The 16103-nt window shown below is 58.7% G+C and carries 15 protein-coding genes; 4 read left to right on the top strand and 11 right to left on the bottom strand.

Annotated elements, in window-relative coordinates:
- Positions 1 to 32 precede the first annotated feature (32 nt).
- From gspC to DOLE_RS05295, 11 genes are all read right to left on the bottom strand, one after another.
- The gene (gene gspC / locus DOLE_RS05345) at positions 33 to 914 is read right to left on the bottom strand and encodes a type II secretion system protein GspC (RefSeq protein WP_012174468.1); all 882 of its coding nucleotides are present in this window, start codon (positions 912 to 914) and stop codon (positions 33 to 35) included.
- A gap of 37 nt (positions 915 to 951) precedes the next feature.
- On the bottom strand, positions 952 to 1836 hold the full coding sequence (gene gspN, locus DOLE_RS05340; RefSeq protein WP_012174467.1) for a type II secretion system protein GspN: 885 nt from the start codon (positions 1834 to 1836) through the stop codon (positions 952 to 954).
- A complete protein-coding gene (gene gspM / locus DOLE_RS05335) occupies positions 1833 to 2387 on the bottom strand; it encodes a type II secretion system protein GspM (protein ID WP_012174466.1) in 555 nt (184 codons plus the stop codon). Before gspM ends, gspN begins: the two co-directional genes overlap by 4 nt.
- Positions 2384 to 3844: a type II secretion system protein GspL gene (gene gspL / locus DOLE_RS05330; protein WP_012174465.1), complete on the bottom strand. Its 1461-nt coding sequence runs from the start codon at positions 3842 to 3844 to the stop codon at positions 2384 to 2386. The genes gspM and gspL overlap by 4 nt, the downstream gene beginning before the upstream one ends.
- Before the next feature lie 53 nt (positions 3845 to 3897).
- Positions 3898 to 4983, bottom strand: coding sequence for a type II secretion system minor pseudopilin (locus DOLE_RS05325; protein ID WP_012174464.1), 1086 nt, complete (start codon positions 4981 to 4983; stop codon positions 3898 to 3900).
- Positions 4980 to 5648, bottom strand: a complete 669-nt coding sequence (locus tag DOLE_RS05320; RefSeq protein ID WP_041280374.1) for a prepilin-type N-terminal cleavage/methylation domain-containing protein — start codon at positions 5646 to 5648, stop codon at positions 4980 to 4982. Before DOLE_RS05320 ends, DOLE_RS05325 begins: the two co-directional genes overlap by 4 nt.
- 22 nt (positions 5649 to 5670) lie before the next feature.
- Entirely contained in the window at positions 5671 to 6096 is a 426-nt protein-coding gene (locus DOLE_RS05315; protein ID WP_012174462.1) for a prepilin-type N-terminal cleavage/methylation domain-containing protein, read from the bottom strand.
- Positions 6083 to 6670 (bottom strand): prepilin-type N-terminal cleavage/methylation domain-containing protein, encoded by a 588-nt coding sequence (locus DOLE_RS05310; protein ID WP_012174461.1) that lies wholly within the window; start codon positions 6668 to 6670, stop codon positions 6083 to 6085. Before DOLE_RS05310 ends, DOLE_RS05315 begins: the two co-directional genes overlap by 14 nt.
- Positions 6671 to 6743: 73 nt before the next feature.
- A complete protein-coding gene (gene gspG, locus DOLE_RS05305; RefSeq protein ID WP_332306754.1) occupies positions 6744 to 7181 on the bottom strand; it encodes a type II secretion system major pseudopilin GspG in 438 nt (145 codons plus the stop codon).
- A 120-nt stretch (positions 7182 to 7301) separates the two neighbouring features.
- The gene (locus tag DOLE_RS05300) at positions 7302 to 7586 is read right to left on the bottom strand and encodes an integration host factor subunit alpha (protein WP_012174459.1); all 285 of its coding nucleotides are present in this window, start codon (positions 7584 to 7586) and stop codon (positions 7302 to 7304) included.
- Positions 7587 to 7837: 251 nt separating this feature from the next.
- Positions 7838 to 9808, bottom strand: a complete 1971-nt coding sequence (locus DOLE_RS05295; RefSeq protein WP_012174458.1) for a peptidase U32 family protein — start codon at positions 9806 to 9808, stop codon at positions 7838 to 7840.
- A 178-nt stretch (positions 9809 to 9986) separates the two neighbouring features.
- On the opposite strand from DOLE_RS05295, the gene DOLE_RS05290 reads away from it, so the two are divergent.
- The 4 genes from DOLE_RS05290 (at position 9987) to DOLE_RS05275 (ending at position 16092) form a co-directional block, all read left to right on the top strand.
- On the top strand, positions 9987 to 10745 hold the full coding sequence (locus DOLE_RS05290) for an ATP-binding protein (RefSeq protein ID WP_012174457.1): 759 nt from the start codon (positions 9987 to 9989) through the stop codon (positions 10743 to 10745).
- Positions 10746 to 12875 (top strand): DEAD/DEAH box helicase, encoded by a 2130-nt coding sequence (locus DOLE_RS05285; RefSeq protein ID WP_012174456.1) that lies wholly within the window; start codon positions 10746 to 10748, stop codon positions 12873 to 12875. It begins immediately after the preceding gene.
- A 239-nt stretch (positions 12876 to 13114) separates the two neighbouring features.
- Positions 13115 to 14158: an endonuclease/exonuclease/phosphatase family protein gene (locus DOLE_RS05280; protein WP_012174455.1), complete on the top strand. Its 1044-nt coding sequence runs from the start codon at positions 13115 to 13117 to the stop codon at positions 14156 to 14158.
- 434 nt (positions 14159 to 14592) lie between these two features.
- Positions 14593 to 16092 carry a sodium-dependent transporter gene (locus DOLE_RS05275; protein WP_012174454.1) on the top strand — a complete coding sequence of 500 codons (1500 nt, stop codon included), beginning with the start codon at positions 14593 to 14595 and terminating at the stop codon, positions 16090 to 16092.
- Positions 16093 to 16103: the final 11 nt, after the last annotated feature.

Raw genomic sequence — 16103 nt, 5'->3', positions numbered from 1 at the left:
ATATTCCCGGCTTCCGCCAGAATCGTCAAAGCCTATTGAACGTTATAATGGATCAACTCCCGCTGTCCGCCCCGGTTGACCTCAAGCACCACAGCCGACGCGTCACTCAGGCTCTTGTAAACCTCCATGCAGTCATCCACGGTGCTGATCTTTTTCCCGTTTACCCCCACGATCACATCCTTGCTCTGCAACCCCATCTCCTGAAAGATAGAATCCGGTGCCACGCTCTCCAGGCTGAGGCCATCGGGCTGACCGTTGGTAAAGTGAGGACGGATGCGGACACTTCGCATCAGATCATTGACATTGTTGAACGCGCTCTCCATTTCGCTGCGATCCAGTGTAACGTTGCGCACACTGGCGGCCCTGTCCAGTCCACTGGCCCGGCGGCCGGCAGCCGCCGGATTGAAACGACTCCGTCCCGCATCCTCGGCAAAAAGCGCGTCGGTCATTTCCAGGACCTCATCCACCCCGTTGACGGTCAGCACCACCCGTTTTCGGAGAATCAGCTTCACCGTTGCGTTATCAACGGTATCCCCGACCTTATAAAGGTCCTGCTGCCGCTCCCGGGTCCGCTCGATAATGGCGTATGAATCCTTGCCCATGCCCGAGATGGTGCCCACCAGCGTTAAGGCCAGGTCGGTTTTCTTCAGGCTGGTCACGTCGATTTCCGGTTGTACGGCCACTTCGCTTTTGGTGGCCTTGAACAGGTTGCGCCCGGCAATGGCCGAATAGGCGGAAACGGGTTGCCGGGTGACAGCGGGACGATCGGAGGCCGGATTCCGGGTTCCCGGCGTCGCTGAAACGGCATTCATGCTGAACCGGGCTGTCACCATGCCGTAAAACAGGTCCACGCCCATATAGGCCGCCAGCATGATCAGCAGCAGATTCGCGATGACAACACCCCTTTTAATCATTCGTGACCATCTCCATCCACGACCATTCCTGTTTCACCTATTTAAACGAGACTTTCGGATCGGCCAGTGTCCCGGTAAAGGAAATCGGCAACCCTTTTTCCCCGGCGTTTTGCCCCAGCACCATCTCCACCGGCAGGGACTCTCCCAGCTTGGCCACAAGGGACGCCTGGGGCCTGACAAACCCCTTCACCCGCAACAGGCTCTGGCCATACGGCTGTCGCACCTGAATCTCTCCCGACAGCTCGCCATCCAGTTGTTCGCCGCTGCCGGTGCAGTTTTCTATCCGCACCCGGTTCCCCTCCATGACCACGGCTGCCTCAATCCGGTCAAAAGCCACGGTATCGATGGAAAAAACCGGAGCGGAAAGGGCCACCACCACATCAGACAACACCACATCGTATTCTGCAAGTGGCCGGCCGCCGTTGTCAAGGACCGCTTTTATATGTCCGGCGGCCGTACCTTTGATCTCGTGGGGCAGCAGGCGCTGGACCCCCTCCATGGCCCCCAGCGCCATACCGGAAAAGGCGACGTCAAGGGTCCAGGCGTCTGTCTTTCTGTCCTGGCCGCAGACGCCCTTAAAACGCCCATCGAATGTCCGGCCCTTGAATGACAAGGGACGCCGATGGCGCCACATGGAAAAGACGGACGGGGTGACCTTCACATACTCAAAATCTCCATAGGGCCTGTCCTGCCAGAAGACCGACACATCCGCCATGCGTACACTGAAAGGCAGGGCGGGCCGCAACGCGCCGATACGAATCCGCATGTCCGGATAAATGCCACCGGCACGCTGTTCCAGAAAGTCACGCACCGCCTGATCCGGAAACAGCAGCACCATGAAAAGGGCTATCATCGCAAGGGAATACGCCGCATAGGCGATCAGGATTTTCCGTTTGCCGGTCATGGGTGGTTTTAGGCTCATGTGGTTACGGTCTCCACCCGCAGCACCGCCTCCACGCCACCACCGCCACCCTTTTCCTGTGCCGCGATGGAGAGACGGGTGACAAACACCATGGCGTCAGCGGTCTCAATCATATGAAGGTAGGAAACCAGCCCCTGCAGGTCAACGCCCTCCAGTTTCATCTCAACAACGGAGAGTTCACTGTTCTGGCCCGATACAGACGGCCGCATATAGGCGATATGATCCTTGATGCCGGCCCTGCCGGCCAGCCGGTCCAGAAACGAAAAAAGCGTAAAGTCAGCCCCCCGCCCGGACTGGCCGGCAGCGGCCCTGGCCGCGGCCTGCTGCATCCTTTCATGTTCCTGCTGCAGGGTTATCATCTGTTTCAGGTCGTTCTGCCGGGACGCCAGCTGGACCACCAGGGTCTCCCGCTTGTCGGAAAGGGGAGCGGCCACCCCTTTCCAGAAAAAAAGCAGCAGCACCGCCGCCACCCCGATACAGACGGCATACCGCTCCCGTGGGGTCAGGCCCCTGAAAAATGTCGCCGCTCTTGACATCAGTGGCTGTATCATGACTTCAGCTCCACCTGCAACTTGAAGTGAACCCGTTTATCGGCTTTATCCATGGTGGCGGAACTGATGACAACGGTCCCGAACAGATCACTCTCCTCAAGCCTGTTTTTCATGGTGTCCACGGACTGAAAAGCATCCGTGTTGCCGGTGACGGAAACATCATTGAGCCCCGCGTCCAGGCGGGTGATCACCACATCCGTCTCCTGGGGCACCAGGCGGCTGATGTCGTTCAATATATCCACCTGGTAAACAGTCCGGTCCAGTCCGGCAGGCAGGCCACTGGATTCACGAAGCCTGTCGATCTCGTAGCGCATCATCTCGGCAGACGGTGCTGCCGCCGATTCGGGAAAGCACTCCCGGAAAATCGCCTGCCGCCGGGCATCCACAGTCGCTATGGACCGATTGAGAGAATAAAGGTCGTAAAAAAAACCCATCAGGCCGAGTACCAGCACCAGTGCCGCCAGCGCGGCGGTGCCACCGAACAGGTACCGGTATTGCAACCACCTGGCCGCCAGGGAGAACTCCCCTTTCCGAAAATTAATACAGGGCTTCCGGCTTTTCTTCAGCAACGCCGGGCAGAGCGCCATGTCCAGAAGGCCCGGCTCCCAGGTATGGTCGGGCCGGCCACCCGTCACCAGGGAAGAGCCGTCCGCCATGTTAAACGGCCGGGCATCAATTCCCAGGCAGTCGGCAACCGTTTTTACCGCCTCCCCTGCCCGGGAATCGGCACCGGTCACAAAGACGTTTTTCAGCCCCGCGGCAACCCCTGTTTCATATTCATAGGCCAGCAGGGTCTGGCGCAGGCCGTCGCGCAGCGCAGACCGGCCCGCCTCCTGATCCGGCGGCGGGCCGGCTGAAAAAAACCGGATCCATTGGGCATCCCCGCCGCCAACCACGGCCGTTGTCACATACCCACCGGTAGTCTCCACCAGCAGGGCTTCCTCAATATCTGCCGACAGCACCGCGGCGGCGGCCCATCCTCTGGGCACGATCATTTCCGGCTGCAGACCGGCACCGGCAAACCCGTCAATCCACTCCTTCACCTTTTCCTTGTGTACCGCCGCGGCCAGCACCTCGACGCCCGCCTCGTTTTCCTGGGAAACCGCCGGGAAAAGCACCACAAAATCGATAAACAGGTCCGCCGGCGCAAAAGGCAGCAGCGGCTCCAGTTCATAGGCAATCACCTTTTCGATCTTCCGGGGGTCGGCAAACGGCATATGAATACGCCTGTAGGAGACCTGCCGGTCCGGGAAGGTGGCCACGCAGGCCGCACCCGACCAGTCGGCCCGGTGACCCAGGGCGTCCAGCACACCGGGCAGCACCTGCCAGGGGGAGACGTCCTTTCCCATTGCCGCATGGGCGTGGGCCTCTATGCGAAGGCCGCTTTCGCCGGGGCCCACCAGAACCGCGCAGACCGTGGTGTTGCCGATATCAATACCCAGAACCCTGCCGTCCATGCCGAACCGCCAATCCCATTTAAATCATTATAAATCGAACCATATATACCCCATCACGACTGCCACTTCAACACCCTGCACTCCCATTTACCGGTTTTTTCGTTCTGAACCCGGCGCACCACTGCTGTTTGTGTAACCTGCAGCTCCCCCAGAACGGCGGTGGCCTCTATCTGAAAAAAGTCGCTCCGGGTGGTGATCAGGGCCGGTGAAATATTGATCTCCTCGCACCCGGGGGCCTGTTTGTACCAAGTGTCACCGGAAAGGTCATGGACATAAAGACCGTTGGACATCTCTGACCGGAACGCGTCCATCTCAGCGGCCAGGTGAGCGTCTTCCACCTCCGGAATAAGAACCGCCAGCACGTAAACCGGCGCGGTGTTGATGTTGATCCGGCCCGGAAAAGTGAACCCATCGCCCTGGGCCACCTCCACCATGCCAAAGGTGGTCACCATGTCTGAAATCCCGTAGCTGGCGTCAATGGCGTTAAAAATACCGGCCGACATTCCCTTTACCAGGGCCAGTTCACTCACGTCGATCACCGGGCCGTTCCGGCAGGTATAGGACGGGGTCAGGCCCTGGTAGTAATCGGATTCGGCGCCGAAATCCTCGGTGGCATCATCGTCCCCGGAATCGAGCCAGTCCTTGATGGCATGCAGAATTGCCACCGGCCGGATATCGTAGTCCGGCCCGCTGAAAATCTTGACCAGTTCCATCAGGCGGTACCACAGGACCTCCTGGTCACCATTGACCTGCCGCCCTTCCGGATACTGCACAAGGGCATTGACCTGAATACGGCCCATCAAATCGGTGATACGAAGGGACAGGCTCCCTTTTTCAAAGGGGAACGCTTCCACGATCCCCTCCAGCGCCATCGGATCGGCCCATGTCTCCTGAATGGAATCTATTTCGGTATTGATGCGGTCATCTATCAACACGGCCCGGCCGATATGGATGCCCGACGCCGCCATGTGGGAAAGGGTCACCCGGTCCCGAAACACCATGACCGCGTCCATGCCGGTACGGGCCCGCCGGTTCACCGAAAACAACACCGCCGTCAGCAGGGCGATGATCATCAGCACCGCCAGAATGGCCACGCCCCGGTCACCGGCGATCTGTCTTCTTTTTCGCAAAATCGTCATTCCACCGGCTCCCGGTAGACCGGCAGGTCCACTATGGTTTCAAAAGGATAGCGCCGCCCGTCAGCATCCAGCACCAGCTGAATCCCCACGGCCCGCGGCGTGGCATAATCAAACTCACTGGAGTCTGAATCCCAGCGGTCATACTCCCGTCCGTTCCCGTCATAAAACAGCAGATCCAGGGAAGCGATGTTTTCACATACGATGGGGTCTTGTCCCTCTTCCGTGTCCGCGTCATATTGAAGCACCCGGTCGTTTCGCATCAGCACGCGGGTGTCACGCCCTTCGGGGGTGTACAGATAATAAACGATACGCCCCGCCTCAGCCGTCAGCCCCCTGTCCAGCGGCACATGGGAAAAGGCGACAAACCGCATCCGCACATCCTGACCGATACCGTTGGCGACAAACCGGTAGGGATCCGGGTCGGTATCAAACCCCGGTGTCTCATAGGCCGGCGGCACCGCCACATAGACCGACCGGAGATCCCGGGCCATCCGGTCCAGGCAGGAACGGGCCGAGTCATAGGCAACGGCGCTCCGGCTAAGGGACTCGGCATTGCCCAGCAGGCTGTTGAGCCCCCCGTACATGGCCGTGGTCAGCAGGGCAAACACGGCAATGGCCACCAGGAGTTCAAAAAGGGTAAACCCCCCGGCCCCCTGGGTTGCCACCAGGAAGAGTCTTCCGGACCGTCTATTCGGAGGAAAGCCAGTCATAGGCCCTCAATGTATAGGTGCGTTCCGCGTTGTTCAGGGTTACTGTCACGTTCACCTGTGCCAATCCTTCCACGGCATCCCCGCCCAGCACGCCCGGCACCACTTCGGTAATGGAAAGGTCCCACCGGTAGCCGGGATGATCGGGAAAATCCCCTCCGGTGCCGGCCCGTCCGGACACCACGTCAGCCATGGCGGCCTGGGCCAGCAATGGGGCCACGGTGTTAAATCGCGCGGCCTCCTCCACTGTCACGGTCTGGGAAAAAAGGGAGAAAAACCCCACCATGGCAATGGCCAGAACGGACATGGCGATGAGAACTTCCATCAGGGTAAACCCCCGCCGCCCCGCCGCCCGTGGCCAGGAATACCGCCAGGTCCTTTTTCGTTTGCGATCAAAGTTCCGCATACCCGTCCACCATTCTGACCCGGTTGATAAACGGCTCAATAATAAAAGAGATCCGCCGGCCCCGGTCCCGCATATGAATCACGGCCCAGTCCGAGTAACCGCCGGCATGAAACACAATATCCACCACCCCGGTTTGCGCGGTATCACTGCCGGCAAAGATCACATGCTCAACGGTCAGATCATCCGAAAGCGCCAGGCGCCGGGTGCCTGTGGTCTCCGGGCCGGGGACGTCGGCTTCCGGCGTTTGGCCGGCGAGCGCCGCCATTTGCGCCGGCAGATTGCCCGAAGTTGCCCCGGGCAAGGCCGTCAATGTCTGGCGGGAGGTGTCCACCTGAAGCACGTAGGGATGGCGGTCCATGACCGCTTTTGACTTGAGGACCCGGGTGGTGGTGATAATCCAGCGCGCGGTCTTGTTCCTGCTGTCTGAAAATCCGATATTTGAAACACGGGGAAAGGTCACGGACAGAACGATGACCAGAAGGGCCAACACGACAATCAGCTCGATCAGCGTGAAGCCATCGGGGTGTCGCGCCGGACTGTTATGTGTGGAGGGGGATAACAGAGCAGCCTCCAAAAAGGAACAAAAAAAAGACCGGTACGGCTATACGGGGGAAAGGGGAGCCGGACGGTGACCGGGGGTCACCGGGTCATTCGATCTCCCAGCTTTTGATATCCGCGTATTTTCCTTCGCCGCCGGGCGCGCCGTCGGCCCCGTAGGAAATGATATCAAAATCACCATGGACGCCGGGACACATGTAGACAAAAGGATTGCCCCACGGGTCGCGGGGAACCTTCCCCTTTTCCAGGTATCCGCCCTCCTGCCAGTTGTCCGTATTGCCGCTCTCCGGCTTGCGCACAAGGGCCTCCAAGCCCTGGGAGGTGGTGGGATAAGCGCCGTTGTCCAGCTTATAGAGCTTCAACGCCGTGGAAATGGCCTCAATGGTAGTGGCGGCCTTTATCTTCTTGGCCTCGTCGGGTTTTCCCAGGATGCGGGGTGCCACTGTGACGCCGATGATGCCGAGGATGACCAGCACCACCAGCAACTCGATCAGCGTGAAACCCGGGCTGAAGTTTTTTTTCTGCACAGAAGAACGTTGGTTAGAATACATAGATAGATAACATAAGGAAGATTTATGGGGTGATGGACAGACGGAAGCAGGGGCCGGCGACAGACCGGGACCCCCGCCGCGACAGCAATACGCCGGTTAACTGCCGTTTATTTTTTCCCTCAACCCCTGGGAACACTTGAAGGTGACCACTTTTCGTTCGTCAAGCATCAGGTCGTCGCCGGTGGCCGGGTTTCTGCCCTTGCGTGCCTTTTTCTCCTTGACGCAGAACTTGCCGAATCCGCTGACCATCAGGTTTTCGCCGTTTGCAAGGGTCTCTTTGATGATTTCCAGGAGCTCCTCGACCAGTTCGTCACACCGTTTTCTCGGAAGGCCTGTCTCTTCCTGCACAGAATCGATTATCCTGCTTTTTGTCAACGTCATACCCTTACTCCTTTAGAAATATTTGTGCTGCCCAAAAGATTTTCGCGCGACCTGATGGTCAAACATATATTCTTCACCGGCCCCTGCAACCCCTTCTGCCGGGCTTTCGTCACCGGCTCACGTCCAACTGTCTGATATAGATACGATCAAAGCCATCCTTTGTCAAGGAAATATCTTTCTAAAAAATTTGGCGGATCATACCTATTATATGGATTATACAGTCTGTTTTTATTGCCCCGTCAAACCCGGCATCACGGCAGGCCGACATCCCAGTTCCACATCCCCGGCCGCTGCCTGATTTTCACGCCCGGCGGCGGGCTGTGGTGGAGATGAATAAAGAGCGCATACCCGTACTGTTCCAGGATTTTCTGCCGGGGCCGCAGATCCACCATCCAGTCGGGATACAACCACACAAGGCCGCTGTGCTTCTCGGCCCAGGCATTTTCCTTCCTGGGGCTTGAAAACAGTTTTTTCTCCCGAACCGGTCCCGGCAGGGTACGGGCCACGCACAGGGGCAGGCTGCCCGAAACAACCACTCCCAAGGGGACCGGGCTCTGGCCCGGAATGACCGCGTAATCTTCTTTCCCCAGCTCGGGGCTCACGATAACACCGGAAAAACCCATCCCTGCCAGTACCTGAATCGAGACCCCGTTTGCCTGGTTGCAGAACGGCCCGGCCCACAGGTCCAGATTTCTTGTCCGTTCAAACAGGGATATCTGCCAGGGCGCGTTCAGCACGAACCGCCGGGCACCCTGTTTGACCATACGGTTCACCAGCGCCTGCCACCGGTCTGCGTCCTCCTGCCACACCACCGGCGGCAGCCAGAGCCACTGTTGGGCATTCAGCCTGGCGGCACCTCTGGCTCCCTCAAGAGAGAGCCAGAAGCCCACACTGTGGGCCTGCCTTCCCCTTGGCAGGGACCGGTAAACCGTCATCTCTTCCGGCGACCTGGATGCCGGCCGTCGCTGCCGGGCCGCCCGGTCCGGTGCGGCCGAGGTTGTTTCCCGGCAGGGGGCGTCAGTCAGTTCAGCCGCCAGATCCCCGATCATGGTTTCCAGGGCGTCTTCCATGCGGTCAATGAGAAAAACCGGTGTTCCGGCCGCGGGCACAGCGCCACGGACCTTTAACACCAGCCGGCCCCTGGCCGGTACGGCGGCCGGCACCCGAAGCAGGCTGTGGCCGGGCTTGTCCTCGTAACCAATACGCAGCAGGTCCCCCTTGATCAACCCCATGCGGGGGGAGAGGGCCGGCCTGCCGCCGTCGCTCTTCACCCGTCCGGCCAGAAGCCCGGACCCGGTCTGCTCCTCCTGGCCTGACGGCGGATAGGGCCGCTGGGGCAGAAAGTTGTAGTGGGTGGTTTTTCTGCCCAGGGCCTGTTCAAGATAGCCCATGGCATCCTTTTTAATCTTCGGGTCGTTGCCGTGGTCCCGCAGCATTTTATAGGCAGTGGTGGTGTAGTAAACATAGTGGGGCCCTTTTTTACGGCCCTCTATCTTCCAGGCGGTGATCTGCGGCAGGGGCAGCAGGGTCTTGGTGAGCACGTCCACGGAAAAATCAAGACAGGAAAACCAGCGGCCCTCGGACCGGCCCTGGGTGTAGGTCCGGCGGCAGGGCTGCACGCACCGACCCCGCAGCCCGCTTTTGCCGCCCATGTAACTGCTCCAGTAGCACCGGCCCGACACCCCGTAGCACAGGGCCCCGTGAACGAACACCTCCAGGCTCATGCCCGGGGGACAGGACTGGGCCATCTGCTTGATCTCATCGATGTGAAACTCCCTGGGCAGCACCACCCGGCTGACACCCAGGGCACTGGAAATCAGGCCCAGCGCCTTTGAAAAGGTGACCGCCCCCAGGGTGGAAAGGTGCAGTTCTCCTTTAAAACCGGCCTGTTTCGCCAGTTCCACAACACTCAAATCCTGAACGATCAGCGCGTCGGCGCCCACCTCTCTGCCAAGGATGTGGACCAGCTGCCGGACCTGGGGAATCTCCCCCGGACGGACCAGGGTATTAAGCGCCACAAAGACCTTCACCCCTTTTTTATGGGCCAGCTCCGTCAGCGCGCGAAGTTCACCGGGCGCAAAGTTTTCTGCCGCCATGCGGGCGGAAAAACTTTTCAGGCCGCAATAGATCACGTCGGCGCCGGCAGCCAGGGCCGCCAGAAACGATGCCTTTCCCCCGGCCGGGGCAAGAATCTGGGGTTTATGGTTTTTTGTGTCGATCATCGGGCTCTCTTTTCCGTCCTGTGAAGGCTCCAAAGGCGGGACCGGTTGCGTTACCGCAGGGCATTATACCCTTGCCCCTTCAGGGCCGCAAGTGTTATAACCCGGATATCTCATGAAATATTTGAGGTAACGGCCTCAAACAGAAATAAATTTCCAAAAATTCCAAGGAGCATGAAAAATGAAAATCGCCGTCAGCGGCAAAGGCGGAGTGGGAAAAACAACCCTTGCTGCCCTTCTGATAAGGGCCTTTAACGATCAGGGGAAAAAGGTGCTGGCCATTGACGCCGACCCGGACGCCAACCTGGCCGCCGCCGTGGGCATTCCAGGCGCGGACGCCATTGTGCCCATTGCCGAAATGAAAGAGCTCATTGCCCAGCGCACCGAATCGGTGCCCGGCTCCATGGGCGGATTTTTCAAGCTCAACCCCAAAGTGGATGACCTGCCCGAGGCTCTGTCGGCCAGAATGGGCAACATCAAGCTGATGCGGCTGGGCGGGGTCAAGGGTGGGGGGGGCGGGTGTATCTGCCCGGAAAGCACCCTGCTCAAGGCCCTGATGACCCACATCACCCTGCTGCGGGATGAGGTGGTGGTGATGGACATGGAGGCCGGCCTGGAACACCTGGGCCGGGCCACAGCCCAGGGCGTAAACAGGCTGATCGTGGTGGTGGAGCCGGGCCGGCGCAGTATTGAGACGGCCCGGCAGGTCAAGCTTCTGGCGGGCCAGATTCATTTAAACAACGTATCGGTACTGGGCAACAAGATCCGCACCGACACGGACAAGGCCTTTTTGCAGGAGCAGCTTCCCGATTTCGACTTTCTGGGATTTATCGAATATAACCAGGGTCTTGTAGATTCAGATGTCCAGGGGCTTTCTCCCTACGATGCGGTACCGGCCCTTCGTGAAAAGGCCCTTTCCCTGATTGAGGGGCTAACGTAAATGACGGACAGCACACCCCCACGGAAGAAACGCGCAAGGCCGCGGCGAAAAGAGCGCCCCCCTGTCACCCCGAGCCTTCGAAAAAAAACCGCGGCAAAAAGCAAAAAACCCCGGCGCCCCGCCCTCAAGCCGGGCAGCGATCCCCGGCTGAAAAAGGTATTTGCCGCCATCGGCGTGCCTGAACAGGCCCCCTTTTCCCCGGACCCGTTTCAACTGGAGGCCCTGAAAGCGGTGCGGACATCGGACTGCATCGTCACAGCGCCCACCGGCGCTGGAAAAACGTGGATTGCCGAGCAGGTGATTGCCGCCATGCGGAAAGAGGGCAAAAAGACATGGTACGCCTCACCGCTCAAGGCCCTGAGCAACTCCATCTACGAACTCTTTTCCGGCATGTTCGGACCGGAAAATACCGGCATCCTTACCGGGGACCGAAAAGAAAATCCCAATGCCCCCATCATCGTCGGCACCACCGAAATCCTGCGCAACCAGCTTTACGACTCCATGTACAGCGGCGACGACCTGGACACCGACTTTGTCATTCTGGACGAGGCCCATTTCCTGGGAGACGAGGATCGGGGCGTGGTGTGGGAAGAGACCATGATCTACCTGCCCCGGCGCATTCCCATCCTGATGCTGTCCGCCACCATCGGCAACCCGGACCAGATTGCCGCATGGCTTTCCACCATAAGACAAAGGCCCTGCCGGGTGGTAAAAGAGACCAACCGGCCGGTGCAGCTTTACCCTCTCTTTCTGCATCCTTCCGGCACGCTCTTTCCCCTGCTGCGCGAATCCTCCGGGACCGGCCCCCGGGGCCTGTACAAGCGAATGAATGATTTTATCAAGGCCCGGGTCCAGCTGGCGCCGGCCCACCGGCTGCCGCCCGTAAACGAAATTTTAAATGTGCTGCGCAAGTACAACCTGCTGCCCGCCATCTTCTTCATGAAGTCCAGGGCCGACTGCGACAAGGCCCTTGATCTGTGCGACGACCAGAACAGGGCCGTTGATCCGGAGCGGTGGCGCTGGCTGGAGGAGCGCATCGACCGAATGGTGGCCGCCACCCCTTACCTGGCAGGCCACAAACAGCTTTTGCTGATCCGGGACCGGGCCGTGGCGGCCCATCACAGCGGTCACCTGCCCGTATGGAAAAAAGCGGTGGAAACCTTCATGAACGAAGGGCTTCTGGACGCGGTGTTTGCCACCTCCACGGTGGCGGCCGGGGTCAACTTTCCGGCCCGCAGCGTGGTGATTCTCAATTCCGACCGGTTCAACGGCAAGGATTTTCTGCCCCTTTCTTCCATCGAGTTTCACCAGATGACCGGCCGGGCCGGCCGCCGGGGCAAGGACAACATCGGTTTTGCCGTAATGGTGCCGGGCAAGTTCATGGACTTAAAACACGTGGCCCAGGTGGCCGATGCCCCGGCGTCGGATATCTACAGCCAGATCAAGATTAATTTTTCCATGGTGCTCAACCTGCTCCTGAGCCACACCCCGGACCAGGTCAAGACATTGCTGAACCAGTCCTTTGCCCTGTTTCAACGCACCCAGAGGGGCATGGCCGCCGATAACGTTCTCTGGGACGATTTTATCCGTCACCTGGACTTTCTCAAGGATACCGGGTTTGCCGATGAAGCGGGCCGCCTCACCGACGACGGCATATGGGCCTCCAACCTGCGGGTGGACCACCCCCTGATGATTGCCGAAGGATTCCGGCTCTCGTTGTTCCCGGAAGACGACCCGGCCCTGCTGGCAGCGGTGGTGGCCGCCTTTGTCAACGAACGCCAGGTGGTGGACAGCCCGGCCGTGGAGCACGCCGCGCCCAAGTCCCTGCGCCGGGTGTTCAACAGCCTGAAACACGCCATGACGCCCTTTACCCGGCACATGAAAAAAAGAGGATTTGAACCCACTGATCTCTTCCTGGCGCCGGCGGTAACCATGCACCAGTGGGCCACGGACATGGACTGGGAGGATGTGGTGTTCCGGACCGGCAGTGAGGAGGGGGATCTGGCCAACCTTGTTTTCCGGGCCGCGGACAACCTTCGCCACATCGCCACCCTGACCGACATCTTTCCCCGGGCCGCGCAGAGCGCCAGGGAGGGCGTTGATCTGATTGTTCGGGAGCCGCTGGTATAAACACGACCCAATCCAAATCGGGATCGGGATCGGGATCGGTATCGAGCGGTGCCGAATGAAAGGGATCAAAGATTCAAGGGCTCAAGGGGGAACAGGAAGCATTTAAACCGGGGATACTCAGGAATCTTGCTCTTACTCTTGCTCTTGATCTTGATCTGGCAACGGAACCAGGAGCTAAGCCCCTTTACAGAAGTTTCGATCCCGATAGCGATAGCGATTTCGACGGAACAGGGAGAAACATGAACCGCCTGTTTCAACGAAGACTCATATCGATAATCTCCCTACTGGTGATAGTGGCCTGCTCCGGCCCGGCGCCGGCGGCCCGGACCTTCACCCTTGCCAGCTACAACGTGGAAAACCTGTTTGACGCGGTTTACGACGGCACCGAGTATGACGATTATGTGCCCGGCTCAACCCAGGGCTGGAACAAAAAGATGGCCGATATCAAGACCGCCAACACGGCAGAGGCCATTGGTGCCATTAACGCCGACATTGTCTGCCTTCAGGAGGTGGAGTCGAAAATAGCATTAAAAAATCTTCTGACCCGGCTCAACACCCCGAAACAACGCTACCCCTTTTACGCCATCGCTCAGACTCCCACGCCGGTCCGGTGCGCCCTTGTTTCGACCTTTCCCATTGTGCATACGCAAGACATCGTTCCCGGGGAAGGACAAAGGGCCATTTTAAAGGCCGTGCTCTCCATCGATAAAAAGCATCTGACCGTGTTTATCTGCCACTGGAAATCCAAAAGCGGGCCGGAAAGTCGGCGCATTCCCTATGCGGCAGCGCTTCGCAAGGCCATTGAAAAACTGCCGCCCAATACCGATTTCGTAATCACCGGCGACTTTAACGCCAACTACAACGAGCACCAGACCTTTGCGGATGTGGCCCGTTTCAACGACACCCAGGGCGTCACCGGCATCAACCATGTGATCAAGACCCTTCACAACGACGCACTGGTCGATGAAAAGATACTGGCAGACAGCCGTAATGAGCTGCTGCTCTACAACCTCTGGCTGGAACTGCCCGAGTATCGGCGCTGGTCCTACAACTTCTTCGGGAAAAAAGAGAGCCCGGACAACATGCTCGTTCCCCGGTCCCTTTACGATAAAAAAGGCATCGACTACGTGGACAACTCCTTTGACCGTGTACATGCCGACCTTTTTTTTGACAACAACCGCGTCTACCGCTGGCAGCGGGCCGACAGGGGCAAAGGCCGTCACCTGGGCAAAGGATACTCCGACCACCTGCCCATTCGGGCGACATTTACAACGTCCCCCTGACCGGCAGGTTTCTTCCTTTTTTATTGGTATGCTGTCGAAATCGAACTTGATGCACCGCATAAAATTAAACAATCATTTTCCTCACCTGTTTTTCAGTGTACTTTTCTTGGCGGCAAGAAAAGTACCAAAAGACCCGGCCCGCTGTTCCCGAAAAAAGCGTTTGCGCTCGGCTGCGCTGCAATGGGCACAACAGACCGATTACGACTGATTGCCGTAACATGCCGGACTGATGTCCGGCGCTCCCGGGTAACAACCGCAACAACCATACCGATCCGGATGCCATCAACGGCTGTAATAGAAATTTCAGTATTGATTATAAAAAACAAACTGATTAAAGTGATCTGAAACTGATAGAATACGGGCAGGCGCGGCCCACGACTGTTTTTCGATGCACGGCCTTCGCCTGGCCCCAGCCATAATTCCGGGAGAACAAGATGGCGGAAAGGGAACACTGGAAAAACCGTTCGATCTTTATCATGGCCGCCGTGGGATCGGCCATCGGCCTGGGCAACATGTGGCGGTTTCCCTATATCGCCGCCCAGAACGGAGGGGGCGCGTTTCTCATCCCCTACATGACGGCCCTGCTTACCGCCGGCATCCCCCTGATGATTATTGAATACGGCCTGGGCATTCGAACCCAGGGATCGGCCCACATCGCTCTGGGCAAAATTCGAAAACCCCTGCGGTTTATCGGGTGGATGGCCATTCTGTGTGCCCTGTTTATCAATATTTATTACTGCATCGTGCTGGGATGGACATGGAACTTTCTGCTGGCCAGCCCGGACATCGCCGTCTGGGGCGCGGACCTGGCCGCCAGCAAGGCCCATTTTTTTACCGACATACTTCATATATCGGAAGGCCCCTGGCAGTTTGGAACTATCTACCCCAATCTGCTCTGGGGACTGGTGACCACCTGGGTGGTGATCTGGGCCATCATTCGCAGCGGGCTTTCCGGCATCGGCAAGGTGCTGCTGTTTACGGTTCCCCTGCCCGTGATCCTGGTGCTGATCCTGCTGGTAAGAGGCCTGACCCTGGAGGGCAGCGCCACCGGCCTGAACCACTACCTGACCCCGGACTGGGGCAGGCTGACCGACTACCACGTATGGCTGGCCGCTTACGGCCAGATATTCTTTTCCCTTTCCGTAGGGTTCGGCACCATGATCGCCTATGCCTCGTTCATGCCCGAGGACACGGAACTACCCAACTCCGCGGCCATCACCTCATTTTCCAACTGCTGTTTCAGCTTTCTGGCGGGCCTGGCCGTGTTCAGCGTACTGGGCTATTTTGCCGTGGCCACCAACGTGCCCATGACGGAGGTCTCCCAGGCGGGGCCTGGCCTGGCCTTTATCGTCTATCCCGCGGCCCTGGCCAAACTGCCGGTCTACGTGACCTTTTTCGGCGCCCTGTTTTTAATCACCCTGCTCTTACTGGGCATTGACTCGGCCTTCAGCCTGCTGGAAACGGTCAGCGCGGCCTTGAGCGACAAGTTCGGCATCACCCGGTCCGTATCCACCACCATCACCGCGGTGTTCAGTTTTCTTGCGGGTCTGCCCCTGGCCACCGGCGCCGGTATCTACTGGCTTGACATCATGGACCACTTTATCATGTCCTATGCCATCACCACGGTGGCCATTGTGGAGTGCCTGGCCGTGGGATGGATCCTGGGGGCGAAAAATTTTGCAGCGGAAGTCAACCGGACCGCGGAAATAAAAATCGGGCCGATTTTTTCCTTTATCATCCGGTTTCTCACCCCGGCCATTCTGGGGTATTCGGTTATTCGTACCTTTGTGGATGAGATGCAGGCCCCCTACGAAGGGTATCCCCCTTCCGCTGTTTTCGCCATCGGCCTGGGCACACTTGCCCTTATCGTGATCATTGGCGCTGTCCTGACCCTGGTTCCCACGAAAAGCGACCGGGAAAACGGAATCGTCTGATTGGCAATATG

The sequence above is a fragment of the Desulfosudis oleivorans Hxd3 genome, from assembly GCF_000018405.1.
GTDB lineage: Bacteria > Desulfobacterota > Desulfobacteria > Desulfobacterales > Desulfosudaceae > Desulfosudis > Desulfosudis oleivorans.
Note: the sequence above shows the minus strand (reverse complement) of the source record. Positions and strands in the feature narration are given on the sequence as shown.

Bases quoted from the DNA above. Each gene is read 5' to 3' on its own strand.
- gspC (WP_012174468.1), bottom strand. From the start codon at position 914: ATGATTAAAAGGGGTGTTGTCATCGCGAATCTGCTGCTGATCATGCTG.
- gspN (WP_012174467.1), bottom strand. From the start codon at position 1,836: ATGAGCCTAAAACCACCCATGACCGGCAAACGGAAAATCCTGATCGCC.
- gspM (WP_012174466.1), bottom strand. From the start codon at position 2,387: ATGATACAGCCACTGATGTCAAGAGCGGCGACATTTTTCAGGGGCCTG.
- gspL (WP_012174465.1), bottom strand. From the start codon at position 3,844: ATGGACGGCAGGGTTCTGGGTATTGATATCGGCAACACCACGGTCTGC.
- DOLE_RS05325 (WP_012174464.1), bottom strand. From the start codon at position 4,983: ATGACGATTTTGCGAAAAAGAAGACAGATCGCCGGTGACCGGGGCGTG.
- DOLE_RS05315 (WP_012174462.1), bottom strand. From the start codon at position 6,096: ATGCGGAACTTTGATCGCAAACGAAAAAGGACCTGGCGGTATTCCTGG.
- DOLE_RS05300 (WP_012174459.1), bottom strand. From the start codon at position 7,586: ATGACGTTGACAAAAAGCAGGATAATCGATTCTGTGCAGGAAGAGACA.
- DOLE_RS05295 (WP_012174458.1), bottom strand. From the start codon at position 9,808: ATGATCGACACAAAAAACCATAAACCCCAGATTCTTGCCCCGGCCGGG.
- DOLE_RS05290 (WP_012174457.1), top strand. From the start codon at position 9,987: ATGAAAATCGCCGTCAGCGGCAAAGGCGGAGTGGGAAAAACAACCCTT.
- DOLE_RS05285 (WP_012174456.1), top strand. From the start codon at position 10,746: ATGACGGACAGCACACCCCCACGGAAGAAACGCGCAAGGCCGCGGCGA.
- DOLE_RS05280 (WP_012174455.1), top strand. From the start codon at position 13,115: ATGAACCGCCTGTTTCAACGAAGACTCATATCGATAATCTCCCTACTG.
- DOLE_RS05275 (WP_012174454.1), top strand. From the start codon at position 14,593: ATGGCGGAAAGGGAACACTGGAAAAACCGTTCGATCTTTATCATGGCC.